Annotated in this window: 23 protein-coding genes and 1 pseudogene; 13 read left to right on the top strand and 11 right to left on the bottom strand. The window is 67.5% G+C overall.

Going from position 1 to position 23,737, the window contains the following annotated elements:
- Positions 1 to 509: pseudogene (locus GGC30_RS16280) on the top strand (hypothetical protein); the annotation flags it as partial.
- 209 nt (positions 510 to 718) lie between these two features.
- Here the strand turns inward: GGC30_RS16280 and GGC30_RS10170 are convergent.
- The 3 genes from GGC30_RS10170 to GGC30_RS10160 are packed head-to-tail and all read right to left on the bottom strand — an operon-like array spanning position 719 to position 2,855.
- Positions 719 to 1,042, bottom strand: coding sequence for a YnfA family protein (locus tag GGC30_RS10170; protein WP_370451950.1), 324 nt, complete (start codon positions 1,040 to 1,042; stop codon positions 719 to 721).
- Positions 1,039 to 1,830, bottom strand: a complete 792-nt coding sequence (locus GGC30_RS10165; RefSeq protein WP_153923800.1) for an RNA methyltransferase — start codon at positions 1,828 to 1,830, stop codon at positions 1,039 to 1,041. The genes GGC30_RS10170 and GGC30_RS10165 overlap by 4 nt, the downstream gene beginning before the upstream one ends.
- Before the next feature lie 5 nt (positions 1,831 to 1,835).
- Positions 1,836 to 2,855, bottom strand: coding sequence for a S1/P1 Nuclease (locus GGC30_RS10160; protein ID WP_153923798.1), 1,020 nt, complete (start codon positions 2,853 to 2,855; stop codon positions 1,836 to 1,838).
- A gap of 215 nt (positions 2,856 to 3,070) precedes the next feature.
- On the opposite strand from GGC30_RS10160, the gene GGC30_RS10155 reads away from it, so the two are divergent.
- Positions 3,071 to 3,691 carry a DUF4168 domain-containing protein gene (locus GGC30_RS10155; protein WP_153923796.1) on the top strand — a complete coding sequence of 207 codons (621 nt, stop codon included), beginning with the start codon at positions 3,071 to 3,073 and terminating at the stop codon, positions 3,689 to 3,691.
- Between the two features lie 3 nt (positions 3,692 to 3,694).
- On the opposite strand, the gene GGC30_RS10150 is transcribed toward GGC30_RS10155, so the two are convergent.
- Positions 3,695 to 5,557, bottom strand: coding sequence for a monovalent cation:proton antiporter-2 (CPA2) family protein (locus GGC30_RS10150; RefSeq protein WP_153923794.1), 1,863 nt, complete (start codon positions 5,555 to 5,557; stop codon positions 3,695 to 3,697).
- 567 nt (positions 5,558 to 6,124) lie between these two features.
- Between GGC30_RS10150 and GGC30_RS10145 the strand changes: the two genes are divergently transcribed.
- The 4 genes from GGC30_RS10145 to GGC30_RS10130 all read left to right on the top strand — a co-directional run bounded on the left by GGC30_RS10145 (position 6,125) and on the right by GGC30_RS10130 (position 11,170).
- Positions 6,125 to 7,579, top strand: a complete 1,455-nt coding sequence (locus GGC30_RS10145) for a von Willebrand factor type A domain-containing protein (RefSeq protein WP_153923792.1) — start codon at positions 6,125 to 6,127, stop codon at positions 7,577 to 7,579.
- 61 nt (positions 7,580 to 7,640) lie between these two features.
- Positions 7,641 to 8,048: a CBS domain-containing protein gene (locus GGC30_RS10140; RefSeq protein ID WP_055752885.1), complete on the top strand. Its 408-nt coding sequence runs from the start codon at positions 7,641 to 7,643 to the stop codon at positions 8,046 to 8,048.
- Positions 8,049 to 8,125: 77 nt separating this feature from the next.
- Positions 8,126 to 8,695 (top strand): hypothetical protein, encoded by a 570-nt coding sequence (locus GGC30_RS10135; protein ID WP_153923790.1) that lies wholly within the window; start codon positions 8,126 to 8,128, stop codon positions 8,693 to 8,695.
- Between the two features lie 90 nt (positions 8,696 to 8,785).
- On the top strand, positions 8,786 to 11,170 hold the full coding sequence (locus GGC30_RS10130) for an ATP-binding protein (protein ID WP_153923788.1): 2,385 nt from the start codon (positions 8,786 to 8,788) through the stop codon (positions 11,168 to 11,170).
- Positions 11,171 to 11,951: 781 nt separating this feature from the next.
- Here the strand turns inward: GGC30_RS10130 and GGC30_RS10125 are convergent.
- The 5 genes from GGC30_RS10125 to GGC30_RS10105 all read right to left on the bottom strand — a co-directional run bounded on the left by GGC30_RS10125 (position 11,952) and on the right by GGC30_RS10105 (position 15,967).
- Positions 11,952 to 13,148 carry an acetyl-CoA C-acyltransferase gene (locus GGC30_RS10125; RefSeq protein WP_153923786.1) on the bottom strand — a complete coding sequence of 399 codons (1,197 nt, stop codon included), beginning with the start codon at positions 13,146 to 13,148 and terminating at the stop codon, positions 11,952 to 11,954.
- A gap of 47 nt (positions 13,149 to 13,195) precedes the next feature.
- Positions 13,196 to 14,167, bottom strand: coding sequence for a flavin reductase family protein (locus GGC30_RS10120; protein ID WP_153923784.1), 972 nt, complete (start codon positions 14,165 to 14,167; stop codon positions 13,196 to 13,198).
- Positions 14,168 to 14,248: 81 nt separating this feature from the next.
- Positions 14,249 to 14,875, bottom strand: a complete 627-nt coding sequence (locus tag GGC30_RS10115) for a DUF1190 domain-containing protein (RefSeq protein ID WP_153923782.1) — start codon at positions 14,873 to 14,875, stop codon at positions 14,249 to 14,251.
- A gap of 4 nt (positions 14,876 to 14,879) precedes the next feature.
- The gene (locus GGC30_RS10110; RefSeq protein WP_153923780.1) at positions 14,880 to 15,293 is read right to left on the bottom strand and encodes a DUF350 domain-containing protein; all 414 of its coding nucleotides are present in this window, start codon (positions 15,291 to 15,293) and stop codon (positions 14,880 to 14,882) included.
- A gap of 26 nt (positions 15,294 to 15,319) precedes the next feature.
- The gene (locus tag GGC30_RS10105; RefSeq protein WP_153923778.1) at positions 15,320 to 15,967 is read right to left on the bottom strand and encodes a DUF2491 family protein; all 648 of its coding nucleotides are present in this window, start codon (positions 15,965 to 15,967) and stop codon (positions 15,320 to 15,322) included.
- Between the two features lie 138 nt (positions 15,968 to 16,105).
- Between GGC30_RS10105 and GGC30_RS10100 the strand changes: the two genes are divergently transcribed.
- The 7 genes from GGC30_RS10100 to GGC30_RS10070 all read left to right on the top strand — a co-directional run bounded on the left by GGC30_RS10100 (position 16,106) and on the right by GGC30_RS10070 (position 22,342).
- Positions 16,106 to 16,786, top strand: a complete 681-nt coding sequence (locus GGC30_RS10100; RefSeq protein WP_153923776.1) for a DUF2170 family protein — start codon at positions 16,106 to 16,108, stop codon at positions 16,784 to 16,786.
- 16 nt (positions 16,787 to 16,802) lie between these two features.
- Positions 16,803 to 17,543 (top strand): PspA/IM30 family protein, encoded by a 741-nt coding sequence (locus tag GGC30_RS10095; RefSeq protein ID WP_055803477.1) that lies wholly within the window; start codon positions 16,803 to 16,805, stop codon positions 17,541 to 17,543.
- Positions 17,544 to 17,546: 3 nt separating this feature from the next.
- Complete coding sequence (locus GGC30_RS10090) at positions 17,547 to 18,713, top strand: glutathionylspermidine synthase family protein (RefSeq protein ID WP_153923774.1); 1,167 nt, start codon at positions 17,547 to 17,549, stop codon at positions 18,711 to 18,713.
- A 71-nt stretch (positions 18,714 to 18,784) separates the two neighbouring features.
- A complete protein-coding gene (locus GGC30_RS10085; protein ID WP_153923772.1) occupies positions 18,785 to 19,663 on the top strand; it encodes a hypothetical protein in 879 nt (292 codons plus the stop codon).
- 159 nt (positions 19,664 to 19,822) lie between these two features.
- On the top strand, positions 19,823 to 20,854 hold the full coding sequence (gene dusA, locus GGC30_RS10080) for a tRNA dihydrouridine(20/20a) synthase DusA (protein ID WP_153923770.1): 1,032 nt from the start codon (positions 19,823 to 19,825) through the stop codon (positions 20,852 to 20,854).
- 61 nt (positions 20,855 to 20,915) lie between these two features.
- Positions 20,916 to 21,584: a hypothetical protein gene (locus tag GGC30_RS10075; RefSeq protein WP_153923768.1), complete on the top strand. Its 669-nt coding sequence runs from the start codon at positions 20,916 to 20,918 to the stop codon at positions 21,582 to 21,584.
- Positions 21,585 to 21,769: 185 nt separating this feature from the next.
- Positions 21,770 to 22,342: a 3D domain-containing protein gene (locus GGC30_RS10070; protein WP_153923766.1), complete on the top strand. Its 573-nt coding sequence runs from the start codon at positions 21,770 to 21,772 to the stop codon at positions 22,340 to 22,342.
- Positions 22,343 to 22,401: 59 nt separating this feature from the next.
- Here the strand turns inward: GGC30_RS10070 and GGC30_RS10065 are convergent, their stop codons facing one another.
- Together GGC30_RS10065 and GGC30_RS10060 are read right to left on the bottom strand one after the other, a co-directional pair.
- On the bottom strand, positions 22,402 to 23,292 hold the full coding sequence (locus GGC30_RS10065) for a hypothetical protein (protein WP_045811903.1): 891 nt from the start codon (positions 23,290 to 23,292) through the stop codon (positions 22,402 to 22,404).
- A gap of 81 nt (positions 23,293 to 23,373) precedes the next feature.
- Complete coding sequence (locus GGC30_RS10060; protein ID WP_026108600.1) at positions 23,374 to 23,697, bottom strand: Mpo1-like protein; 324 nt, start codon at positions 23,695 to 23,697, stop codon at positions 23,374 to 23,376.
- Between the last annotated feature and the right edge of the window lie 40 nt (positions 23,698 to 23,737).

Raw genomic sequence — 23,737 nt, 5'->3', positions numbered from 1 at the left:
TCGAACCCCTGCCCGCCGCGCCTGCCCCGCCGGGTCCGCCCCTGCCGCTGCTGGGCGCGGCCCAGATCGCCGGCGCCATGACGGTCGGCGCAGGTCCGGGCGGCGGCGGCGGATCGGGCGTCGGCGAATCGGGCGGTTCGGGAGGGACCGGCGCGGGTTCAGGCTCGGGCGGCGGGTCGTGCGACATGGTGCGCTGGGTCCAGGACGCGGTGCGCGACGACCAGGCCGTGCGCCGCGCTGTCATCGCCGCGTCCCAGGACATGGATGCGAACGGACGCGCCATCCTGGTCTGGAACGGCGACTGGCTGCAAAGCCGCAACCAGGCGGGCAAGGGTCTGGCCGGCGTGCGCCAGGCCATCGCCTTGGAAGTCGCCTTCGCCCCGGCTGAGTGCAAGAGCCAACGCATGACAGGCCTGTCGGTCCTGAAGTTGGAAGACCGCCCCGGCGGCGCGCAACTGGCCCTGGGCAAGGGCAGCTGGCGCTGGTCGGACCTGCTGGGCGCGGGCTGACGCGCCATCGTCAATTCAGACGGTCTCATCGGAAAAACACCGTCTAATTCGTCTAATTCGTCTGATCTCGTGCCTCCTCGACCGTGCGACACCCCCGCTGCGGGCGAACCGAGACAGGATCGCACGCTCTGAGGGCGTGGGCAGGAAGATGACGCTGACGCGAGGCAAAGGACTGAAACGTCTGCGATCGTGTATCGCAAATCGGCTGGCTAGCCTCTCGGGCCGAACAGAATGAGCCCGGCGCCGACCAGACAGACGAGGCCGCCCAAGATGTCCCAGCGATCCGGCGGGGTCTTCTCGACCAGCGCCATCCAGATCAGGGAGGCGCAGATATAGACGCCGCCATAGGCCGCGAAGGCGCGGCCCGCCGCATCGCTGGGAACCAAGGTCAGAAGCCAGGCGAAGGCGATCAGGCAGGCGACGCCGGGCGCCAGCCACAGGGACGAACGATCCAGCTTCAGCCAGGCCCAGAAGGCGAAACAGCCGCCGATCTCCGCCAAGGCCGCCAGCGGATAGATCAGCCAGAGTTTCACTCAGGCGTGTCCGTCTTCGCTTTGGCCGCGCGTTCGGCCGCCAGCCTGGCCAGGACCCGGCCGCGGCCGCGCGACAGGGCGTGGATGGCGCCGCGCATGGTGGCGACCTCTTGCTCCGAGAAGGCGGCGCGGCCCAGCATGACGCGCAAGTTCTGGCTCATCGAGCGCTTCTTCTCGGGCGGATAGAAGAAGCCGCCGTTTTCCAGCTCTTCCTCCAGATGCTCGTACATGCCGACGAGCAGGTCGTTCGACGCCGGCGGTTCGCTGTCGCGGAAGCGCGGCGGCGGGGCGTCCAGGATCAGGGTGCGCCACTCATAGGCGTTGATCGCCACGGCCTGGGCCAGGTTCAGCGAGTGGTGTTTCGGGTCGATCGGAATGGTGACGATGCCGGCGCACAGGGCGATGTCGGTCGTCTCCAGCCCGGCGCGTTCACCGCCGAACAAGAGGCCCGTCTTCAGGCCCGAGGCCGTGTCGTCATAGAGGACGCGGCTGGCCTCGCGCGGCGTGCGCACGGGCTGGCGCGTCTCGCGGGGGCGGGCGGTCGTGGCGAAGACGGTGTTCAGGTCGGCGATGGCCTCGGCGACACTGTCGAACACCCGCACCCCGTCCAGCACCCAGTCGGCGCCCGAGGCCGTGGCCCAGGCCCGCTCCTGGGGCCAGCCGTCGCGGGGGCTGACCAGGCGCAGGTCCGACAGGCCGAAGTTGGCCATCACCCGCGCCACGGCGCCGATGTTCTCGGCCATCTGCGACTTGTCGAGGATGACGGCGGGAGGTGTCAGCTCGGACAACGCAATCAGTCCTCGCCCACCATGGCGATCCAGGGGTCGGTGGTTCCGGCCTCAACCTCGGCGACCTTGACGGCGGGCCAGCCGATGGAGGCGCTGCCGGAGGCGGTCCAGGCGGCGACGATGAAGTCGCGCAGTTCGCCGGCGCCCGCCGCCAGACGTTCGTTGACGAAGGCCGCGCCGCGCGGGTCGCTGTCGCGGAAACCTCCGGCCTTCTCCAGACGATAGAAGGGGATCACCGTGCCGAGCGTCGTGGTCAGATAGGAGACGGTGCGCGCCTTGACGTCGAAACCGTCCAGTTTGGCGGCCGGCATGGCGGCCTCGACGGCGTCCAGACGGGCGACGCGGTTGGTGAACTCGCCCTCGAACACGGCGTGGGTCTGGCGCGAGTTGGTGAAGCCTTCCGGGTTCGGGAAGTCGCCCCAGCCGTTGTAGTGAATGCTGGTGTGATGCGGTTGCGAACCGTCGCCGACATAGTGGCCCATGACGCCGATGTCGCGCAGGATCAGGGCCTCGCGGCGAATGCGGTCGGCGCGATACCAGGCCTGGCGCTCCATATTGGTCTCGCGCTTTTCGGCGGCGTTCAGCACGCGCCAATAGGCGAAGTCGCGGCCCAGCTGCTGCCAGGCGTCCATCATGGCGTAGGGCAGATATCCGGCGTCGTTGACGTCCAGACCGGCCTTGGTCAGGGCGGCGTCATATTCGGACTTCAGGCGCGGCAGGTCGTTGAGGCTCATGCCGCGCTGGTCGTAGACGCGACCCTGGTCGTCCAGATCGACGAAGTGGGCGGTGTCGCGCTCGCGGTCGTGCGGCTGGCCGGCGCCCTTCCAGCGGTCGGGCTCGCGCGCCAGTTCGCCCACGTCGGCGATGGCGGCCGGGGTGCGCAGGAAGGCCGGCAGTTCGTCCGGCAGGGCCCGCATCGCCGCCACGCCGATCAGGCGGTGGCCGGTGTTGCCCCAGGCGGTGACGGTGACAGCCGGCGCGGCGACCGCGACGAGGGCCAGGGCGGCGATGGCGAGACGTTTCATGGGCAAACCTCAACAAGGATCACGCCCGTCTAACGCATCCTTGATCGCGCCTCCAGCGCCCAAGGGGTGGCGTGAGGCGCATCGGCGCCTAGGTTATGAAGGCTCCCCCTTCGTCTGTTTCCAGGCTCCACGCCCCTGGGGAGCGATGACGTGATTGCGTCATCGCCGTCGTCGGACGGCCCTTCAAGTGGACGCCAGACCGAAAGGACATTCCCATGCGCACGCCCCGCATCGCCCTTCTTGCTTCCGTCGCCCTTCTTGCGACCGCCGCGACCGCTCACGCCCAAGAGGCATCGACGACGGCGCAGACGCCGACGGCCGCGCCGATGGCCGGCTCGACCACATTCACCGATGACGAGCTGAAGAAGTTTGACGACGCCATGGCCAAGGTGAGAGCGGTCAGCGACACGCTGAACGGCGCCCAGCCGACGCCGGAACAGCAGGCGCAGATGGCCGCCGCAGTGCAGGATTCGGGGCTGGAAGTGACGCGCTTCAACACCCTGTCCAACGCCGTCGCCGCCGATCCGGCCCTGGCGGCGCGCATCCGGGTGGTCAACGCCACGCCGCCCGCGCCCGGCACGCCAGCCGCCGCCGTGACCGATGACGAACTGAATCGCTTCGTCACCGCCATGACGCAGATTCGCGCCGTCACAGCCGAGGTGCAGAACAACCAGGCGACGCCCGAGCAGAGCGCCAAACTGACGGCGGCGGTCGAGGCGTCCGGCCTGACGACTGAACGTTTCAACGCCATCTCGCAGCTGGTGTCCGCGACGCCCTATCTTCAGGCCAAGGCGCAACTGGCCGGCGCGCGTCTGGAAAATGGCGTGAGCCAGTAGGGATCAGGTGTCTGCGGGCTCGCGCCGGGTGTCCGGCGCGGCCGGGCCCGCCTCGTCCTCGTTCAGCAGCCGGCCTTCGCGGCGGGGCTTGATGTAGGGGGCGGGCTGGGGCGTCGGCATATTGCCGCGCATAAGCTGACGGCCGGCCTTGAGCCCGCCGGTCAGCTGCAAGTCCAGTCGGGCCTCGTCGCGACGGCGCACGTCGCCGATGGTCTCGGCCGCCTCATGCTCGTCCAGGCCCAGTTCGACCAGGGCGCGCTCGCCGAACTTGAGCGCCGACTCAAAGGTCTCGCGGATCTGGTAGTCCACCCCGGCCTGGATTAGCCGCATCGAATGCCCTCGGTCGAAGGCGCGGGCCATGATCCGGGTGGTCGGGAACTCCGACTTGACCAGTTCGACGATGCGGTCGGCGGCCTCGGGCTTGTCGACGCAGACCAGGACGATCTCGGCTTCCTCCGCGCCCGAAGCGCGCAGGGTGTGCAGCTGGGTGCCGTCGCCGTAATAGACCTTGAACCCGAACTGGGAGGCGGCCTGGATCATCTCCACGTCGTTCTCGATGATCGACACGTCCACGTCGCGGGCCAGCAGGGGTTGTGACACGACCTGGGCGAAACGGCCGAAGCCGATGATCAGCACCTGGCCGCGCAAGTCCTTGGCGAAGTCCACGCCCTCGGCGCTTTCCGCGTCCTGGACCGGCTTGGGCGACAGCCGTGCAATCAGCAGCGAGGTCAGGGGCGTCAGGGCCATCGACAGGATCACCACCGCCGACATCATCGCCCCGATGCGGGCGTCGAACAGGCCGGCGGCGACGGCGGCGCCGTACAGGACGAAGGCGAACTCGCCGCCTTGTGCGAACAGGCCTGCACGCTCGATCGCCTCATGGTGCGAGGCCTTGAACAGGCGCGCGACGGCATAGATGCCCACGCCCTTGACCAGCATGAAGGCCACGACCCCGCCCAGCACCAGACGCCAGTCGGCGACGACTACCGAGACGTCCAGCGACATGCCGACGCTGAGGAAGAACAGGCCCAGCAAGATGGCGCGGAACGGCTCGACGTCGGCCTCCAGCTGGTGACGGAAGGTCGATTCCGACAGCAGGACCCCGGCTAGGAAGGCGCCCATGGCCATGGACAGGCCGCCCAGCGACATGGCCCAGGCGGCGCCGACCACGACCAGCAGGGCCGCCGCAGTCATCACCTCGCGTCCACCGTACTGGGCCAGGAGACGGAAGACGGGATTGACCAGATATTTGCCGGCCAGCAGCACACCGCCGACCGCCGCGACCGCGAAGCCGACGGTCTGCCACAGGGGCGGCGCCTGTTCGTTGGCCACGCCCAGCACCGAGGCCAGGACGGCGACGATGGCCAGGAGCGGCACGATGGCCAGGTCTTCGAGCAGCAGGATGGAGACCGCGCGCTGGCCCGGCCCGCCCGCGATTTCACCGCGTTCTTCCAGCATCTGCATGATGACGGCTGTGGACGACAGGACAAAGCCCATGGCGCCGACGAAGGCGACGGGTGCGGAGAAGCCGGCCAGCATGGCCGTCAGGGTCAGGATCAGGCCGCAGAACAGCACCTGGGCCGCGCCGAGGCCGAAGATTTCCTTGCGCAGTCCCCAAAGCCGTTTGGGCCGCATCTCCAGCCCGATGATGAACAGGAAGATGACCACGCCGAACTCGGCGACGTGCAGGATGGTCTCGGGCTCGCGGAACAGCTTAAGGCCGAAGGGACCAATGGCCAGGCCCGCCGCCAGATAGCCCAGCACCGACCCCAGGCCGATGCGCTTGAACACCGGCACGGCGAGCACGCCCGCGGCCAGCAGAGCGGCCGCCGCGCCCAGATCCAGTCCCGTCGTCGCCTCAGCCATCGCATTCCCCCAAGCTTGGCCTCTATTGTGGAGGGCCTGAGCGGCGATTGCGAGAGGACACGAAAGACACGCTGAAAGATCATCGTGCGTCGAGGGGGATTTGGCGCCACAGTTTCGCCCCATGACGACCCGCGACTGGCGTCAACAAAACAACCGGAGGAAGCCATGTCACGCGTAATCAGGATCGCGGCCCTGTCCGTTCTGAGCCTGTCGTTCGCCGCGCCGCCGGTCGCCATGCCGACCGTCGCCCTGGCCAAGCCGCTGGATGGCGAACCGACGCCGGCGGCGTGCCGGCCTCTCGGTTTTGAGCTGGGATCGCCTGAGCCCGTCGCCGCACCGCCGGCGCCGCGCAACGGTCCGCCGACCCCGCCGGTGAGGATCACGCCGACACGCAAGGAAGATCGCGTCCCCTACGGCGCGCCTCCTCCTCCTCCGCCTCCGCCTCCGCCGCCTCCGCCGCCACCGCCTCCATCGCCCGCCCCCGCGCCGTCATCGTTGGCGCAGCAAGATATTGTCGTCACAGGCTCCCGGATCACGCGATCACCAGGCGCCCCGACGTCGCCCGGCATGATGACGCCGGCCCCTGCCGACACCGAACGCTATCCGGATGCGACGCCCAATCCGGTGAAGCGGACCAGCGATCAGCCGGTCTCGACCTTCTCCATCGACGTGGACACGGCGTCCTATTCGAACGTGAAGCGCTTCATCGACGAGGGTCGTGCGCCGCCCAAGGATGCGGTGCGGGTCGAGGAACTGATCAACGCCTTCGACTATGATTATGCCCGGCCGACCAGCCAGACCCGGCCCTTCGCCATCACCACGGCGGTCGCGGCCTCGCCCTGGGCTGACGGGCGTCAGATCGTTCATATCGGCCTACAAGGTTACGAACTGCCGGCGGGCGAGCAGCGGCCGCTGAATCTGACCTTCCTGGTCGACGTCTCCGGCTCGATGGGGTCGCCGGACAAGCTGGACCTGGCCAAGAAGGCGATGAACCTGGCCATCGACCGGCTGAGGCCGCAGGACACGCTGGCCGTCACCTACTACGCGGAAGGCGCCGGCACGACCTTGCAGCCCACGAAGGGCGACGAAAAGCTGAAGATGCGCTGTGCGGTCGCCAGCCTGAAGGCCTCGGGCGGCACGGCCGGGGCGACCGGCATGACCAACGCCTATGACCAGGCCCAGGCGAACTTCGCGCGCGACAAGGTCAACCGCATCCTGATGTTCACCGACGGCGACTTCAACGTCGGGGTGACCGACAACAAGCGGCTGGAGGACTATGTCGCCGACAAGCGCGGGACGGGCATCTATCTGTCGGTCTATGGCTTCGGGCGCGGCAACTATCAGGACGCGCGGATGCAGACCATCGCCCAGGCGGGCAATGGGGTCGCGGCCTATGTCGGGGACCTGAGGGATGCGCGCCGGCTGTTCGGACCGGCCTTCGACAAGGGCGCCTTCCCCATCGCCGACGACGTCAAGATCCAGGTCGAGTTCAATCCCGCGCGCGTCGCCGAATGGCGGCTGATCGGCTATGAAACCCGCCTGTTGAACGAGGAAGACTTCAACAACGACCAAGTCGATGCGGGCGAGGTCGGATCCGGCGCCAGCGTCACGGCCCTGTACGAGATCACCCCCGTCGGCGGCCCGACCCAGGTTCCCGAAAGGCGCTATCCCGATAACCGTATCGGGGTCGGCGGCGGCGATCCGAACGGTGAGATCGGCTTTATCCAGGTGCGCTACAAACAGCCGAGCCAGAGCCGCTCGGACCTGATCCAGCAGCCGCTGACCAACCGCGCGGGCGGGCCGGTCAGCGCACAGCCGCCCGAAGCCACGCGATGGGCCATCGCGGTCGCCGGCTTCGGTCAAAAACTGCGGGGCGATCCGTGGATGACGGCCGACTATGGCTGGGACCGGATCATCGATCAGGCGCAAGGGGCCAGGGGTGAAGACCCCTATGGCGACCGGGCCGAGTTTGTTCAGCTGGTGCGGGCGGCCCAGGGCCTTCCCCCGATGCGGACGCCCTGACCGGAACCGCCACGCTCGCGGCGGGTTTTCCAGCGCAACGCTTCAACCAAGGAAACCCGCCATGAAGATCCGCGACGTGATGACCAAGGACGTGCATCTGGCCCGCCCCGCCGACACCATCCAGGACGTGGCCAGCCGCATGGCCAAGGGCGGCTTCGGCTTCGTGCCCGTGGCGGACGGCGATCAGCTGATCGGCACCATCACCGACCGCGACATCGTGGTGCGCGCCCTGGCCACGGGCGCCGCCTCGAGCGCCTCGGTTGTGGAGTTCATCACCCGCGATCCGCAGACGGTGCTGGACACCGACGACCTGAAGGTCGTGTTGGACCTGATGGGCGCCAAGCAGATCCGTCGCGCCCCGGTCGTGGACAAACATGGCCGGGTGGTCGGCGTCGTGTCGCTGGGCGACCTGTCGACGCGGGTGAAGGAGAAATACGCCGGCGAGACGCTGGAAAGCATCTCGCGTTAAGACCTGCGTAACCGCGCCCCGACACCGGGCGTCAAGGATCGTCGTTCATGCTGTTCCTTCGAAAATCGGAGGATGGCATGGCGCGCGCGCAGTTCCAGAAGGGTCAGAAGGTCTGGGTCGAGTGCGTCGGCGCCTGGGCCTTTATCGAACAGGTCCAGCCCGTGTGGGCCAAGGGGTTCGAAGAGCCCGTACGCGTCACCTATGACGTCGGCTTGGGGCGCGAGTTCACCGCCAACGAACTGTTGCTCGCGACCGACGATCCGGCCTCGGATCAGGGCTTGGGCGACTGGCGGCTGCTGCGGGCACGCAACAAGTGGCAGCTACCCGAGGATTGCCTGCATCACCCCCACCCCGGCACCTATCCGGTCGTCGTCACCGATCGGGCGGATTGGGGCGGTTGGCGCGTGCCGGGCGCCGAATACGACCGCGATCCCCAGCATATCGAGTTTCAGGCCCGGCTGATCGCCGCCGCGCCCCAACTGATGCGCCTGGCCCAGGATCTGGTGGATCTGGTCGCCGAGACGCCTGACGATGCGCCGCCGGCTGTCCTGACCCTGGCCCGACAGGCGCGCGATGTGCTGCATGGCGTGACGCGTGTGCTGGAGCCCGCGCCCGACCGCCTGCTGTCGCCGGTCGCCGCCGCTTAAAAACCCGTTAAAAGCGCGCACCGAGCCTCGACACGAATCCGCGACGCAGCCTAGATTCCCGCAACGAAGTGTTTGTCGGAGGGTCGGGGCTTGCGGGACGAGGAGCGGCGGGAAAATCGGTCGGGGCGTCGCGCCTCCGACCGCGCCGTCGGCGCACCCGCCTGGTTGCGGATCGCCGTCCTGGTCCTGGCGCTGATCGCGGCCGCCTATGCCCTGATGGCGTCGCGTGAGTTCAGCCGGCCGACCCGCGAAATCAGCCGCCTGGAAGCCGAAAATCTGAAGCTGAGCGCCGAGTTGGTCGCCAGCCAGACCGCGGCGCTGATCCAGTCGGCCGATGCGGGCCTGGCCGCGGGTCGCACCGCCATTGTCGCCAAACGCGCCCCCATAGAGGTCGTGGAAACCGCGCAGGCCGCCGCGCCCAAGGTCGCCTTCACCCTGGTCGGTCCCGGCGAGACGGTGCAGGCCGCCAAGGGCGAAGGATCGGTCGCCGCCGGCCAGGCCAATGCCGACGGTTTGAGGCTGGAGGCGCGGATCGCGCCGGTCCTGCCGACAGGCGGCGAGACGCGGATCGTGTCGGCGGGCGGCGTGGTGCTGGCCTCGGCGCGCGCCGCCGAGATTGGCCAACCCATCCGCACCCTGATCGGCGTCGATGCCTCGGCCCTGGTCGGTCAGGCCGAACCGCGTGCCGTGACGCTGGGGGGGCAGGCCGGCCTCGCTGCCGCCGCTCAGGCCCGGGCGGGCGGCCCTTATGTGGTCGCAATCTCGGAAGGGACGACCGCCTCCGTCTTCGACGACGCCTGGGTGGTGCTCGCGCCGCTAATGCTGGGTGTCGGGGTCGTGGTTCTGTTCGTCCTCTACGGCCTGCGCCAGACGCGCCAGCACCGCGAACGGGTGGCCACCGAAAAGCGGTTCCGCATCGCCGTCGAAGCCGCGCGGTGCGGGGTGTGGGAGTGGGATCTGGCCAAGGGCGAGGTGTCGCTTTCGGACTATATGGCCGCGCTGCTGGGCTTTTCGCGCGGCGGTGTGACCGACGCCGAAGATGTGATCAGCCGCGTCCATCCCCGCTTTCAGGAAGATTTCCGCCACGCCCTGCGCCAGGCGTCGGCCTATGGCGCCTTTGAGATCACCTTCCCGGTGGCGGGACCGGACGGGCGGGCGCGGTGGATCGACGCGCGGGGCCAGGCGCGCGGCGAGCGCGGCGACATGGGCTTTTCCGCCATCCTGGGCGTGGCGCTGGACATCACCGAGGCCCGCCGCGCCAAGGCCGCCGCCCAGGCCGCCGAAAGCCGGCTGCGCGACGGGGTGGAAAGCATCTCAGAGGCCTTCGTCCTGTTCGATCGTCAGGGGCGGCTGATCCTGTGGAACCAGGCGTTCGAGGACGCCTTCGGCTTCGATCACGGCGTGGTGCGGCGCGGCGCCATGAAGGACGAGCTGAACCGGATCGCCGGCCTGGCCATCAAGGCCGAGCATCGCCCAGCCAGCGGTCGTGCGGGCCTGCGCGAAGTCGAGCTGAATGACGGGCGCTGGCTGCAACTGTCCGAGCGGTTCACCTCCGAAGGCGGCTCGGTCGTCACCGCCGCCGACATCACCGCCATCAAACGCCAGGAGGCCGAGCGCCGCCGCGCCGCCGACGATCTGCGGGCCACCGTCGACCAGCTGGAATCCAGCCAGGAAAAGCTGTCGCTGCTGGCGCGCAAATACGAGGTCGCCATGACCCGGGCCGAGGCCGCCAACCAGGCCAAGTCCGAGTTCCTGGCCAATATGAGCCACGAACTGCGCACGCCGCTGAACGCCATCAACGGCTTCTCAGAGATCATGGCCAGCGAGCTGTTCGGGCCGCTGAACGAGAAATACAAGGGATACGCCGGCGACATCCTGAAGTCGGGCCAGCACCTGCTCAGCCTGATCAACGACGTGCTGGACATGGCCAAGATCGAGGCCGGCAAGATGACCCTGCACTATGAGCCGGTGTCCTTGCGCGAGGTGTGCGAGGACGCGGTGCGGCTGATGCGCGGCAAGGTGCAGGAAGCGGGCCTGAAGATCGCGGTCGAGGCCGGCGACCTGCCCGACATCGAGGCCGATCAGCGCGGCGTCAAACAGGTGATGCTGAACCTGATCTCCAACGCCGTGAAGTTCACGCCCGAGGGCGGCTCCATCGTCGTGTCGCTGAAACCCTTCTTGGGCGCCGAGGGCGAGGACCGCGTCCGCGTCGCCTGCGCCGACACCGGCATCGGCATCGCACCCGAAGACCTGGTCCGCCTCGCCCGCCCGTTCGAACAGGTCGAGGGCCAGCATTCCAAGACCACCCAGGGCACCGGCCTGGGCCTGGCCCTGACGAAATCCCTGATCGAGATGCATGGCGGCCAGCTGAGCATGGAAAGCCAGCCGGGCGTCGGCACGGTCGTCAGCTTCGACCTGCCGGTGAAGCGCCCGGATCAGACCGTGCAGCCGATTCGAGCGGCGTTCGCGGCTTAAGGCTTTGGCATATATGGCCAGCCGAAAAGCTGCTGCGGTTTTCGGCCTATCCGAGACCTTCTGCCCGTAGGCTGCGAGCGCGAACTGTTGAGCTTTTTCAGCGGCCCGATCAGAGTGCATCCATGAGCCTCCGATCCCTTTTCGCCCTTGGTCTCCTCACTCTCGCTGGATGCGCTCCATTTCCGAAAGGGCCGCCTTTGATCGGGTACGATCCGGCGCCTTACGGCGACGCATTCCGGGCGGCGGCGACGGAAGCAGTCATCCGGAAAAAGCTGGGAAAGGGCTTCTACGAAGCCTTCGGGGACAAGGCTTATACGATCGGCACGTCCGGCCTTTGCGCGGAGGACTCGCTCCAGCAGTTCTTATCGCAGCAGCAAGGATGCGCGCTGCTCGGTCCAGGCGACAATCAAGACTGCCGCGAACTGGAGCTTTGCATCCGGCTCACATTGAGCAGCGCATTATTTAGAGACCCAGAGATCAGGTCGGCTGTCGAATCCGCCTTGCTACGGCCCTGCGATGCGCTCACTCCGCCTCGAGATCTGCCATACGCACGATGGCCTTCGGCCGTTGGCAAGCCCGCGACCGCTAGTTGGGACTTGCTTGGCTGCGGCAGTCGTCTTCAGGTGGATGGGCGCGACATCTCATTTCACGAGAACGGCGACCAAACCGTTATTTCATTCACGATTAGACGCACTTAGCGGAAGCAGCCCGATCGCGAAACAATCTGCAAGCCCCGCTGACGAAAGGGCGCTGCGTCCGCTATGACGACCCGCAAGACGCCCTATACCAACTCCACGCCCATCGCCGTAGCCTCGCCGCCGCCGATGCAGAGGGCGGCCATGCCGCGGGTCTTGCCGTGGGCTTTCAGGGCGGACAGGAGGGTGGTGAGGACGCGGGCGCCGGAGGCGCCGAGCGGGTGGCCCAGGGCGCAGGCGCCGCCGTTGACGTTGATCTTATCGTGGGGAATGCCGAGTTCCTGCATGGCGATCATCGGCACGATGGCGAAGGCCTCGTTGACCTCCCAAAGATCGACGTCGTCGGCGCTCCAGCCCGCCTTCTTCAGCGCCTTTTGCAGAGCGAAAACCGGGGCGGTGGTGAACAGGTGCGGTTCATGGGCGTGGGCGGCCTGAGACACCACTCGGGCGATGGGCGTCAGGCCCAGGGCCTGGGCCGTCGACTGGCGCATCATGACCAGGGCGGCGGCGCCGTCCGAGATCGAGGCGGCGGAAGCCGCGGTGATCGTGCCGTCCTTGCCGAAGGCGGGCTTCAGATTGGGGATCTTGGACGGGTCGGACCGGGTCGGCTGTTCGTCGCGATCGATAGTGACGGGGCCTTTGCGGGTCTTGACCTCGACCGAGGTGATCTCAGCGTCGAAGGCGCCCGTTTCCTGGGCGCGCTTGGCCCGGCCGGCGCTTTCGATGGCGTAGGCGTCCTGCTGCTCGCGGGTGAACTGATAGTCCTTGGCCGTGTCCTCGGCGAACTGCCCCATGAGCTTGCCGGGGGTGTAGGCGTCCTCCAGCCCGTCCAGATACATGCTGTCGGAAATGACGTCGTGGCCGATGCGCGCGCCGCCCCGGTGCTTTTGCATCAGATACGGGGCGTTGGTCATGGACTCCATGCCGCCCGCCACGATCACGTCGGCCGAACCGGCGGCCAGCGCATCGTGCGCCATCATGGCCGCCTGCATGCCCGAGCCGCACATCTTGTTGATGGTGGTCGCCTCGGTCGAGACGGGCAGGCCTGCGCCCATGCCCGCCTGACGCGCCGGCGCCTGGCCGAGGCCCGCAGGCAGGACGCAGCCCATGATGATCTGCTCGACCTTTTGCGGATCGAGGCCGGCGCGGTCCAGCGCCGCCTTGACGGCCACAGCGCCCAGGTCAGTGGACTTGGCGTCGGACAGCGCGCCCTGGAAACCGCCCATCGGGGTGCGGGCGTAGGAGACGATGACGACGGGATCGGCGGACGTGGTCGCGGACATGGGGACGGCTTCCTCTATTTCGGGCGAGAGATAGCGATCCCGGCCGGTCAGGAAAAGTGCAGCCGCCGATACTTGCCCCGGAAATAGAGCAGCGGATCGCGGCGCGGCTCGAACCGGGCGCGCTTGACCCGGCCAATGATGACCAGGTGATCGCCGGCCTCGACGATCTGTTCGGTTCCGCATTCGAAACTGGCCAGGGCGCCTGAGAGGATGGGGGCGCCGGTGTCCCAGGTCTCCCACGCGACGTCCTGGAACCGGTCGGCCTGGGACCGGGCGAAGACGCCGGAGGTCGGCTGCTGGCCGATATGCAGGACGTTGATGGCGAAATGTTCGGCCTGGCGGAAGCGGTCGACATTGGTGGACGAGCGGGCCAGGCAGAACAGGATCAGCGGCGGGTCCAGCGACACCGAGGAGAAGGAGTTGGCGGTCAGGCCGACAGGCTGTCCGGCCTCGTCCAGGGTCGTGACCACCGTGACCCCGGTGGCGAAACAGCCCAGGGCGTCGCGCAGGGTGCGCGGGTCGGAGCCGGCCTGATAATGCAGGGCGTCGCGCGGAGCGTGGCGTTCGAGGAAGCCCAGAAGGGCGGCGTTCTCGGCCTCGACCGCGTCGGACGCCTCGGCGCGCGCGATCGTCTGGCGCGGAATGCCGGCCAACTGTGTCTCAAGTTCGGGCGAGACAGCCCCCTGCCCTTCGGCGACGACCACCAGACAGCTTGCCAGGGCCGGGCCGGTGACGGAAAGCGCAGGGACGACGGCCGCCAGCGTCGTGTCGGAACAGACGATGGCCGGGCGAGAGGAAAGCTCGGTCAGCAGTCGACGCAGGGCGGCGGAGCTGTCGTCCGCTTTATCAAAATCGGCTGCGAGCATGACGTGGCGGCCGGCCTCGACCAGCGCGCGCACCGACCGGCGCCAGTCGCCGGACAGATGCTCGGGCGCGCCGATCAGCAGGACGATGGGATCCTCGGGGTCGCCCCAGCTTTCGACGTCCAGGCCTCCATTCGGGGGCGGCGATGCGGTCATGAGGCGAGGCGGTCCGGTCTGTCGTGAAGCGTGAGAGCGATCCCTATTAGGGGAAGAGCGGCGCCGGGCGCCAGAACTGTATCAGCCGCCGTAGCCTCGGCCGCCGCCGCCGAAGCCGCCGCGCGAGACGACGGTGGTTCGGCTCTGCACCCGCGTCGGGGCCTGACGGGCGACGTCGCCATGCTCGCGCGCATTGGCCAGGGTCTTGCCGGTGCGATAGTCGCGGTAGGCGTAGCCGCCGCCATAGCCGTTGGACAGCCGCCCCTCGCGGTCACGGTACAGCGGTCCGCCGCCGCGATAGCCGCCGCCGTTCAGCATCTGGCCGACGATGAAGCCGGTCAGCAGCGGCGTGAAGAAGGAGCCGCCGTTGTTGTTCGGCTGGCATTGCGACGGTCCCCACTGACCCTCGCACTCCTCGCGCGTGGCGTAGCGCGGCGCGGTCTTGGCGGCCTCTTGCTGAGCCTTGGTCAGGGCGGCGTCGCATTCGTTGTCGGGAATGTCGTTGGCGGCCTTGCACTCGTCCAACGACTGATAGGCCAGGGTCGGCTCGGGCTCGGGCGCCGGCACGCGCTGGGGCGAACCGCAGGCGGCCAGCGAGAAGCTGGCGGTCGCCATCAGGCTGCTGACGTGCAGGACGCGCGAGCGCTTCAGCCGGCGCATGGTGTCGGTTTTGGCCAGGTTCTGTGGCAGCTCTTTGGGGTCTGTCATGGGTTCACGACGTCATGCAGGCGGCGTTGAGCAGGCCGACGCAGATGGAGATGGAGGCCAGATAGACGGCCGCGGCGATCTCGCCCGCCTCGATGCGGACGACCAGATTGCGGAAGGCCATGCGGCTGATGGCGACGAAGACGACGATCTGGATGACCCCGGCCAGCAGGGCCCAGGCGGCGAACTCCATCAGGCTGACGGTGTGCGACAAGGCCGAGGCGAGCGGCAGGACGTAACCGATCAGGGCGCCGCCGAGAGCAATGGCGGCGGCGGTGTTGCCTTGCCGGATCAGCGTGTGCTCGTGATACGGCGTGACCCACTGGTAGACCAGTTTGAAGGCCAGGGTGAAGGCGCCCGCCATGGCGAAGGCGATCAGGAAGGCGATCGCCCCCTGCTGAAAAATGAACCAGTCGAACATCTGTCTTGCCCCTTAAGATTGCGCGCTCAGGCGCGGAACTCGGCCATTTCCAGCGGAATGCCGATCATGATTTCGTGCGTCGTCTCGCCGCCCTCGGGCTGCTGCTCCAGGGCGATCATCAGTTCGCGCCCGCCGCCCAGCTCGCGCGCATACAGCATGCAGGTCTGGAAGATCTTGGCATAGGGGGTGGTCGCGGCCCGGTCGTCCCAGATCGTCTCCCAAAGCGTGACCGGCGGCTGGATGGCGTCGCTCTCGGCGAACCAGAAGCGCGGATAGTCGGGCAGTTCCTCGGCCGCGCCGTGGAAGACCGGCGCCGACAGCCGGTCGCGCCAGATGCGCCGTTCCCTCTCGCCCGGCGGATAGGCCGAGGTCCAGGGAATGAACAGGCTGAAGTCGTAGTTTTCCAGCCCTGCCTCGTCGTCGCTCATGGTCTGAAGCATCACATGGTCGTCGGTGTAGAAGCGGTGGACGAACTGACCGCTGTCCAGACTGACCAGCCCCTGGGCCGAAATGTCCAGCACGTCGCGATCCAGGGTGAAATGCGTCTCATCGCCCAGCCGGCGCCAGGCCAGCGGGTCCAACGAAACGGTGCGACCGACGGTGATGTTGCGCACCGTCGCCAGTCGATTGGCAGGCGCAGCCTTCTCCGACGATCCAAAAAGCTTCTTGAACATGGGCGACAATCTAGGCCCGATGCGCGCCGACGGCGAGCGAACAGAAGCGATGCGACCGAATGAGGCGGTTCATGGCGCGACATTCCGTCCGATCTTGCGTCCAGTCAAGCGTTCATGTTACGCGTTTCATGTAACGATATGCCGAACGACACATCGCCCTCTTCCGCCGCCAACGACCGCATCCGTGCGTGGCGACAGGCGCGTCGTGAGGCGGGCCTGGTGAAGCTGGAGCTTTGGGTGCCGGCCGCCGCCCGCGACGACGTCAAGGCGGCCGTGCGCGCCATCGTCACCGATTCAACACGCGGGCCGCAGCTTGCAGGGCGCCCGCGCCGCCCCACTTCCGATTCCATCACCCCTGGAGACGACCATCAAATGGACGCCGTGATCGAGACCCCCTGGACCGTGCCCGCCATCAAGGCGGCGCTGGACGGCTCAACCCTGCTGCGTGACGGCGAAATGACCCTGCGCGTGGTCGAGGGCACCGAGCCGGTGCTGCTGGCGACCATGCACGAATATGGCGACCTGCCGGTCTACCTGAGCGTTGGCGGCGCCCAGATCGTTTGTTCGGTCCTGCTGTGGCCGGTGTCTGAGCAGAAGGATCGCCACGCCTTCAACGAGTTTCTGCTGAAGGCCCAGCGCGTGGTGCCCCTGTCCAACTTCGCCATCACCAATGTCGGTGGCGAAGACGTGTACGAGCTGATGGGCGAACTCTCTTGCAAGACGACGCTTCAGACCATCCTGATCGAACTGCGCACCCTGGCCGAGAATGCGATCGACGCCACCGAACTGCGTGAAACCTTCGGCGCCGACGCCGCCTGATCCCGGAAGACCGACCATGTCCATGCTCAGAAAACTGTCCGCCCTGTTCCGCGGCTCGGCCCACGATGCGGCCCAGGGCGTCGTCGACGCCAATGCGCTGAAGATCCTCGACCAGGAAATCCGCGACGCCGACAACGCCCAGGGCAAGGCCCGCGATGACCTGGCCGGCCTGGTGGCGCGCCGCCGCATGGCCGAAAACGAGATGGCCAGCTTCCGCGACCAGATCGCCAAATACGAAAGCTCGGCCCGCACCGCCCTGGGTCAGGGCAAGACCGATCTGGCGCGCGAAGTCGCCGGCCGCATCGCCGAGCTGGAGGTTGAGATCACCAGCCGCGGTCCGCTGATCGAGGACATGAAGACGGCAGAGACGCGCCTGCGCACAGCCATCGCCTCGACCGACCAGAAGATCGAGACGCTTCGTCGCGAGATCGACATCGTCAAGGTCAACGATTCCGTCCAGAAGGCCCAGACGTCGGTCGCCCTGAACTCGGCCGGCGCCCAGTCCCGCATCGGCTCGGCGGCGGACAGTTTGCAACGCATCAAACAGCGCCAGGCGATCCAGGAAGAGAAGCTGAACGCCAGCCAGGCGCTGGAAGATCGCCGCACCGGCGCGGACCTGGACGCCAAGCTGCGCGAGGCCGGCATTCTGCCCGGCCATTCCTCGGCCGACGACGTCCTGGCCCGCCTCAGCCAGCCGGAGGTGACCGTGGTCACGCCGCGCATCGGCCAATCTACGCCCGACAAAGACCCGGCCTGATCCATGGAGCGTCTGCGCTTCGATCCCCGCACCGACTGGGACGCCAAGGCCGAGGAACTCGGCTTCACTTGGCGCCACACCGACGGCAAACCCTATTGGGACGAGACGGCGGCCTATGCCTTTTCGCTGGCCGAGATCGAGGACGGGATCGAGGCGCCGACCGAGGAACTGCACGGCCTGTGCCTGGAGCTGGTCAACGAGGCGGTTCAGTCCGAGCGGCTGATGGAACAGCTCGATATTCCCGAGACCATGCGGGACTATGTGGCCGACAGCTGGAAGCGGGGCGATCCATCCCTCTATGGCCGGTTCGACTTCACCTATGACGGCACGGGGCCGGCCAAGCTGTATGAATACAACGCCGACACCCCGACCAGCATCTATGAGACGGCGGTGTTTCAGTGGCTGTGGCTGGAGGATCAGATCAAGGCCGGCGCCCTGCCCGCCGATGCGGATCAGTTCAACAGCCTGCATGAGAAGCTGGTCGAGCGGTTCCGCGCCATCTTCCCCAGCGGCGGCTTCGTGCATTTCGCCTCGGACGCCGATTTCGTCGAGGACCGCCAGACGGTGCGCTTCCTGGAAGACCTGGCCCAGCAGGCCGGGTTGGAGCCCCAGTTCGTCGCCATCGACCAGATCGGGCTGAACGCCGACGGCCGGTTCGTGGACCACGAGAACTGGATCATCCAGGCGATATTCAAGCTCTATCCGTGGGAGCAGATGCTGCGCGACGACTACGCCGCGCCCCTGCCGACGGCGGACGTGACCGTGCTGGAGCCGGCGTGGAAGAGCATCCTGTCCAACAAGGCCATCCTGCCGCTGTTGTGGGAGCGGCATGCGGGCCACCCCAACCTGCTGGAATCCTATTTCGAGGGCGATCCGGCCGAGGCGGCGCTGGGCTCGTCCTATGTGCGCAAGCCGTTGTTCTCGCGCGAGGGCGACAATGTCGAACTGATCGACCGGGGCGTCAGCGCCGCAGAGGTGGTGGACGGCGGCTATGGCGAGGGGCGCTACATCCGCCAGGCGCTGTGCGATCCGCCCCTGTTCGACGGCAATCATGTGATCGTCGGGTCGTGGGTGGTAGGAACGGAGCCGGTGGGGATCAGCCTGCGCGAGGATGTGGGCCGGATCACCCGCAACACCTCGCGCTTCGTGCCGCACTTCATTCGCGACTGAGGCGCCGGCAGGCAACCAAGCCTGACGACCGTCGTTTTGTCGGCTGACATCAACCGACAAGAAGCCTCCCCATGCGCAACGTCCGCCTCGCCCTGATCGCCACCACCGCCCTGACCCTCGCGGGCGGCGCTGCAGTCGCCCAAACGCAATATCCTTCGACGACCCAGGATCGGCTGGGCGCGGTCGTGGGCGCCCTGTTCGGCGATCGTCTGGGTCTGTCGGCCATGGATCAGGCCTGGCTGCGCGGCGGCCGTCCGCTGCGTGACGGACAAAGCCAGTTCTCGACCCGCGTGGACGCCAGCGTGCGCGCCGGAAGCGTCTCCGCCTCGGCCGCGACGCGCCTGCGCGCCGACTATTCCGCCCTGGTCGATCTGGAGAACCAATATGCCGTCGGCGGCATCTCGGCCCAGGAACGCGCCGATCTGAACGCCCGCTACACCGCCCTGACCCAGACGCTGGAAGCCGGCGCCTCGGGCTATGCCGACATGGACACCGTCGCCCAGGGCCGTGCGGACTTCGACACCCGCGTCAACGCCGCTGTGACCGCGCGCCGCATCACCCGCACCGAGGCGACGCGCCTGAAATCCGACTATCAGGCTCTGATCCAGCTGGAGAGCCGCTACAGCGCCGACGGCTCGATCAGCGCCAGCGAGCGCGCCGATCTGGACGCCCGTCTGGACGCCCTGGACCTGCGGGTCGGCGATGGCCCAGCCGGACAGACGCCGTCCGCCAACCTGCCCGCCCGCACCCGTCTCGCGAACCTGGAAACCGCCCTGACCGCCGCCGAACGCTCGGGCGCCGTCAGCCGCACCGAGGCCGCCGACATCCGCGTCGAGGCCGGCGACCTCGCCCGCCTGGACGCCGCCTACAGCCGCACCAGCCCCTCGTCCGACGACACGGCCTACCTGAGCCGCCGCATCGGCGAACTGGAACTGCGCGCCCGCCGCTAAGCGTGACGATGGACGTCCCACGTGATCCGGCGCGGGACGTCCATTCGGCCAGATTGCCGCCAACCTTTGCACGAAGACCCTCTCTGATTTCACGCAGGGGCCGAAATCGCGTATGGGCAGACGCAGTCGCCCCTACATCGCCGGTCAAGCCGCAGCCCCATGTCCCTGAACGCCTCCCGCACGCTGTCCATCGCCCCGATGATGGACTGGACCGATCGGCATTGCCGGGCGTTTCACAAGTCGTTGACACGCAGGGCGCTGCTTTACACCGAGATGGTGACGGCGCCGGCGGTGTTGCATGGGGATCGAGAGCGGCTGCTGGGGTTCGATGCTCTGGAGCATCCGGTGGCCTTGCAGCTGGGCGGGTCGGATCCGGCGCAGTTGGCCGAAGCCGCCAAGGTCGGCGAGGCGTTCGGCTATGACGAGATCAATCTGAACGTCGGCTGCCCGTCGGACCGGGTGCAGTCGGGTCGGTTCGGCGCCTGCCTGATGCGCGAGCCGGAGCTGGTGGCCGACTGTATGGCGGCGATCAAGGGGGCCGTCAGCGTGCCCGCGACCGTCAAATGCCGCATCGGCGTGGACGATCAGGACCCGGCCGTCAGCCTGTTCGCCACGGTGGACGCCTGCGCCGCCGTCGGGATCGAGGTCTTCGTCGTCCATGCGCGCAAGGCCTGGCTGAAGGGGTTGTCGCCCAAGGAGAACCGCGACGTGCCGCCGCTGGACTATGATCTGGTGCGCCGGCTGAAGCGCGAGCGGCCGCATCTGAACATCTCGATCAATGGAGGCATCGCCTCAATGGACGCGGTCGAGGCGCATCTGGCCGAGATCGACGGCGTCAAGCTGGACGGGGTCATGCTGGGTCGCGCCGCCTATCACGAGCCGGCCATCCTGGGTCAGGCGGATCGTCGCCTGTTTGGCGCGCCGGTCGAGGACACCGACGCCTTCGCCGCGCTGGAGCGCTATCGGCCCTATATGGCCGCGCGTCTGGAGGAAGGCGTCGCCCTGCCGGCGATGGCGCGGCATATGCTGGGCCTGATGCACGGCCGGCCGGGCGCGCGGGCGTTCCGTCGCATTCTGACGGTCGAGGCGATCAAGCCCGGCGCCGGGCTGGAGGTGCTGGACCGCGCGGCGGAGGCTGTGCGCGAGGCCGAGGCGAGGCGCGACACGGCGCCCGGCGACTGGGCGGCGTAACCCAATCTTCAGAGCTGGCCGGCAGGGTTAAGAGAACCCTGCCGCTTTGGACCTGCACGCCATGAAGACCCCGCTGATCGCCGCCGTCATCGCGACCGCCCTGCCCGCCACATCGGCCCTGGCGCAGGCTGACGGCCGGTTCGCCGTCGGCGCCCAGGTCGGCACGCCGGGTGCCGGCCTTCAGGCCCAGTTCGCGCTCAGCCCGGTCGTGGTGCTGCGCGGCGGCTATGACGTGCTGAAATGGGATCGGGACCAGACCTACAAGGGCATCGATTACGACGCCAAGATCGACTTCAAGTCGCCGGGCGCCTTTGTGGACCTGCATCCGTTCCGCAACGGCTTTCTGATCTCGGGCGGGGCCTATTTCGGCGATCGCAAGGTCGATCTGGATGCGACGCCCACCGGAAACGTCAATGTCGGCGGCGCGACCTTCACCCCGGCCCAGGTCGGGACATTGACCGGCCGCATCGACCTGGAGAGCACCGCGCCCTTCGTCGGCCTGGGCTATGACAACACCTTTACGCGCGGCGGAAGGCTCGGCTTCCGCATTCTGGCAGGCGCGGCCTTTGGCGATGCGCCGCAAGTGGATCTGGACGCTCGCGGCGGGACGCTGTCGAACGACCCTACCTTCCGTTCGCGTCTGGATCAGGAAGAGCGTGAGATTCAGGCCGAGGCCGATGATTACAAGGTCCTGCCGGTGCTTCAGGCGGGCCTCAACTTCAAGTTTTGAAGCCCGCGGCGTCGTCCCCAAGCGCGCAGACTGGGGATAAATAAGTTATGCAAAACAGGGCATTAACCTAGAAACAAATCGTAACAGACGGCGCCAAGGCGGGTTTCGCCACTTTCTCGCCACAGGTTAACGCGACAAGGCCAGCGCCGGCGGCGTTGGGAGCCGGTGTCTCCTGAGCGAAACTCATGATCGGCGCATCCGCTGCTATCGCCATGCTTTGGGCTGCCGTATCGTCTGTGACGAGCGGGCCTGTCCCCTACAATGATGTCGTAGCGGCGGATCAAGTCAGGACTGAAACCCCTGCCGCCATCGTCGGTTCCGATGAAGTCGAGACCGCCCTGAACGCCGAACAGGCCGAGCTGATGGCCTCCGATCCGGACTGGCGCGCGTCGGCGCGCCTCTATCACGCAGGCGGCGGCGGCGCGACGGGCAACGATTCGCTGGGTTGCCGTCCGATCGCCATGCGCACCGTCGCGGTCGATCCCCGTGTGATCCCGCGCCGCACCAAGCTGTTCATCCGCGAAACGGTCGGCATGCGTTTGGCCGACGGTTCGATCCACGACGGCTACTGGTACGCCTCCGACACCGGCGGCGCGATCAAGGGCCAGAAAATCGACCTCTATACCGGCAACGGTCGTGGCTCGATGAACCAGGCGCAGCGCCTGAACATGCGCACCCTGACCATCGTGGACGCCGGCGATTTCGACGGTTGCCCCCCGGCCTGGACCACCGCTTCCAACTTATCCGGCCGATCATGAAAAACGCCGGCTGACCGCGAAGGTCAGCCGGCGTTTTCGTGTCTGATGGCTTACGCCGATCAGTCCAACTCGGACACTTCCAGCGTCGACTGCACCATCGAGCCATTATAGGTGCCGACCCAGATGTCGTAGCGGCCGCTCTGCGGATTGGTGATCGTCACCTTCGGATCGACGCCGCCCGCGCCGTCGTCGTCGCAGTAGAAGCGGCCGTTGGGCGTATTGATCAGCAAAGTCGTGTCTTCCGATGCGCGCACGCGGAAGGTCAGATCGGCGTCGCCGGGCTCGAAGAAGATCTGGATGTCCGGGGCTGAACTGACCGAACCTTCGCAGCCCGCCTTGGCGGCCGAGGCGGGCGAGGAGCCGCCGGCCAGGATCGACTTGGTCCAGGGGTCGGGCGTGAAGCCGCCGCGCAGATTGGCCGTGCCGTAGTTGGGCTCAAGATCGATATTGGGCGCCGCGCCCGCCGTCGTGTCCGTGCCGCCCAGTTCGCTGATCTGCAGCGTCGACTGGACCATGTTGTCGTTATAGGTGCCCAGCCAGATGTCGTAGCGACCGCTCTCGGGGTTGGAAATGGTCACCATCGGGTCCAGGTCGCCGCCGCTGTCGTCGTCGCAATACCAGCGGCCGCCGGGGCTGTTGACCAGCAGCGTCGTGTCCTCGCTGGCGACCGCCTTGATGGTCAGGTCCAGATCGCCGGCTTCGAAGTTCAGTTGCAGATCGGGCGCGGCGCTGACCTTGCCCTCGCAGCCCGACTGCGCCGCCGAGGCGGCGATCGAACCGCCCGCCAGGATGGACTTGGTCCAGGGATCGGGCGTGAAGCCGGTCTCCAGCCGCACCGAGCCGTAGTTGGGGTCCAGGGTGAAGTCGGGCTTGGCCCCGCTCTTCTGAGCCAGGCTGACGCCAGGGGCGAGCAGCACGGACGCAGCGGCGATGACGGCGATGGATTTCATGATGCTCCCTCCAGCAGCGGCGCAACGCCGCAGGGGGAGACTATTCCGTTTCGCCGAACCGTGCAGCTTGAAATGCGGGCCTCAGAAACGGCGCTTGCCCGTCACTGTCTCGAAGAACAGGCGAAAGTCGCCCATCAGGCTCCACAGCGGATACTTGAACGTCGCGGGCCGGTTCTTTTCGAAGAAGAAATGCCCGACCCAGGCGAAGCCGTAGCCCAGCAGCGGCATGGCCAGCAGCCACCAGGCGTTCCGCGTCGCCACGAAGGCGACGAAGGCCGAGATCACCAGAAAGGTGCCGACGACGTGGATGCGCCGACACGTCCGGTTGGAATGCTCATGGATGTAATAGGGATAGAAGGCCTCGAACGAGGCGTAACGGCCCTCAGGTGCGGACGGCGTGCTCATGGGCGGAGGGTGCGCCTCCGCCCACGATCAGGCAAGTGGT

It is taken from the genome of Brevundimonas sp. SPF441 (assembly GCF_009661015.1).
GTDB lineage: Bacteria > Pseudomonadota > Alphaproteobacteria > Caulobacterales > Caulobacteraceae > Brevundimonas > Brevundimonas vesicularis.
This window is presented reverse-complemented; position numbering and strand designations above follow the sequence as displayed.

Coding starts and splice junctions, on each gene's coding strand:
- GGC30_RS10160 (WP_153923798.1), bottom strand. CDS start 2,855: ATGAAACGTCTCGCCATCGCCGCCCTGGCCCTCGTCGCGGTCGCCGCG.
- GGC30_RS10155 (WP_153923796.1), top strand. CDS start 3,071: ATGCGCACGCCCCGCATCGCCCTTCTTGCTTCCGTCGCCCTTCTTGCG.
- GGC30_RS10150 (WP_153923794.1), bottom strand. CDS start 5,557: ATGGCTGAGGCGACGACGGGACTGGATCTGGGCGCGGCGGCCGCTCTG.
- GGC30_RS10145 (WP_153923792.1), top strand. CDS start 6,125: ATGATGACGCCGGCCCCTGCCGACACCGAACGCTATCCGGATGCGACG.
- GGC30_RS10140 (WP_055752885.1), top strand. CDS start 7,641: ATGAAGATCCGCGACGTGATGACCAAGGACGTGCATCTGGCCCGCCCC.
- GGC30_RS10135 (WP_153923790.1), top strand. CDS start 8,126: ATGGCGCGCGCGCAGTTCCAGAAGGGTCAGAAGGTCTGGGTCGAGTGC.
- GGC30_RS10125 (WP_153923786.1), bottom strand. CDS start 13,148: ATGTCCGCGACCACGTCCGCCGATCCCGTCGTCATCGTCTCCTACGCC.
- GGC30_RS10120 (WP_153923784.1), bottom strand. CDS start 14,167: ATGACCGCATCGCCGCCCCCGAATGGAGGCCTGGACGTCGAAAGCTGG.
- GGC30_RS10115 (WP_153923782.1), bottom strand. CDS start 14,875: ATGACAGACCCCAAAGAGCTGCCACAGAACCTGGCCAAAACCGACACC.
- GGC30_RS10110 (WP_153923780.1), bottom strand. CDS start 15,293: ATGTTCGACTGGTTCATTTTTCAGCAGGGGGCGATCGCCTTCCTGATC.
- GGC30_RS10105 (WP_153923778.1), bottom strand. CDS start 15,967: ATGTTCAAGAAGCTTTTTGGATCGTCGGAGAAGGCTGCGCCTGCCAAT.
- GGC30_RS10100 (WP_153923776.1), top strand. CDS start 16,106: ATGCCGAACGACACATCGCCCTCTTCCGCCGCCAACGACCGCATCCGT.
- GGC30_RS10095 (WP_055803477.1), top strand. CDS start 16,803: ATGTCCATGCTCAGAAAACTGTCCGCCCTGTTCCGCGGCTCGGCCCAC.
- GGC30_RS10090 (WP_153923774.1), top strand. CDS start 17,547: ATGGAGCGTCTGCGCTTCGATCCCCGCACCGACTGGGACGCCAAGGCC.
- GGC30_RS10085 (WP_153923772.1), top strand. CDS start 18,785: ATGCGCAACGTCCGCCTCGCCCTGATCGCCACCACCGCCCTGACCCTC.
- dusA (WP_153923770.1), top strand. CDS start 19,823: ATGTCCCTGAACGCCTCCCGCACGCTGTCCATCGCCCCGATGATGGAC.
- GGC30_RS10075 (WP_153923768.1), top strand. CDS start 20,916: ATGAAGACCCCGCTGATCGCCGCCGTCATCGCGACCGCCCTGCCCGCC.
- GGC30_RS10070 (WP_153923766.1), top strand. CDS start 21,770: ATGATCGGCGCATCCGCTGCTATCGCCATGCTTTGGGCTGCCGTATCG.
- GGC30_RS10065 (WP_045811903.1), bottom strand. CDS start 23,292: ATGAAATCCATCGCCGTCATCGCCGCTGCGTCCGTGCTGCTCGCCCCT.
- GGC30_RS10060 (WP_026108600.1), bottom strand. CDS start 23,697: ATGAGCACGCCGTCCGCACCTGAGGGCCGTTACGCCTCGTTCGAGGCC.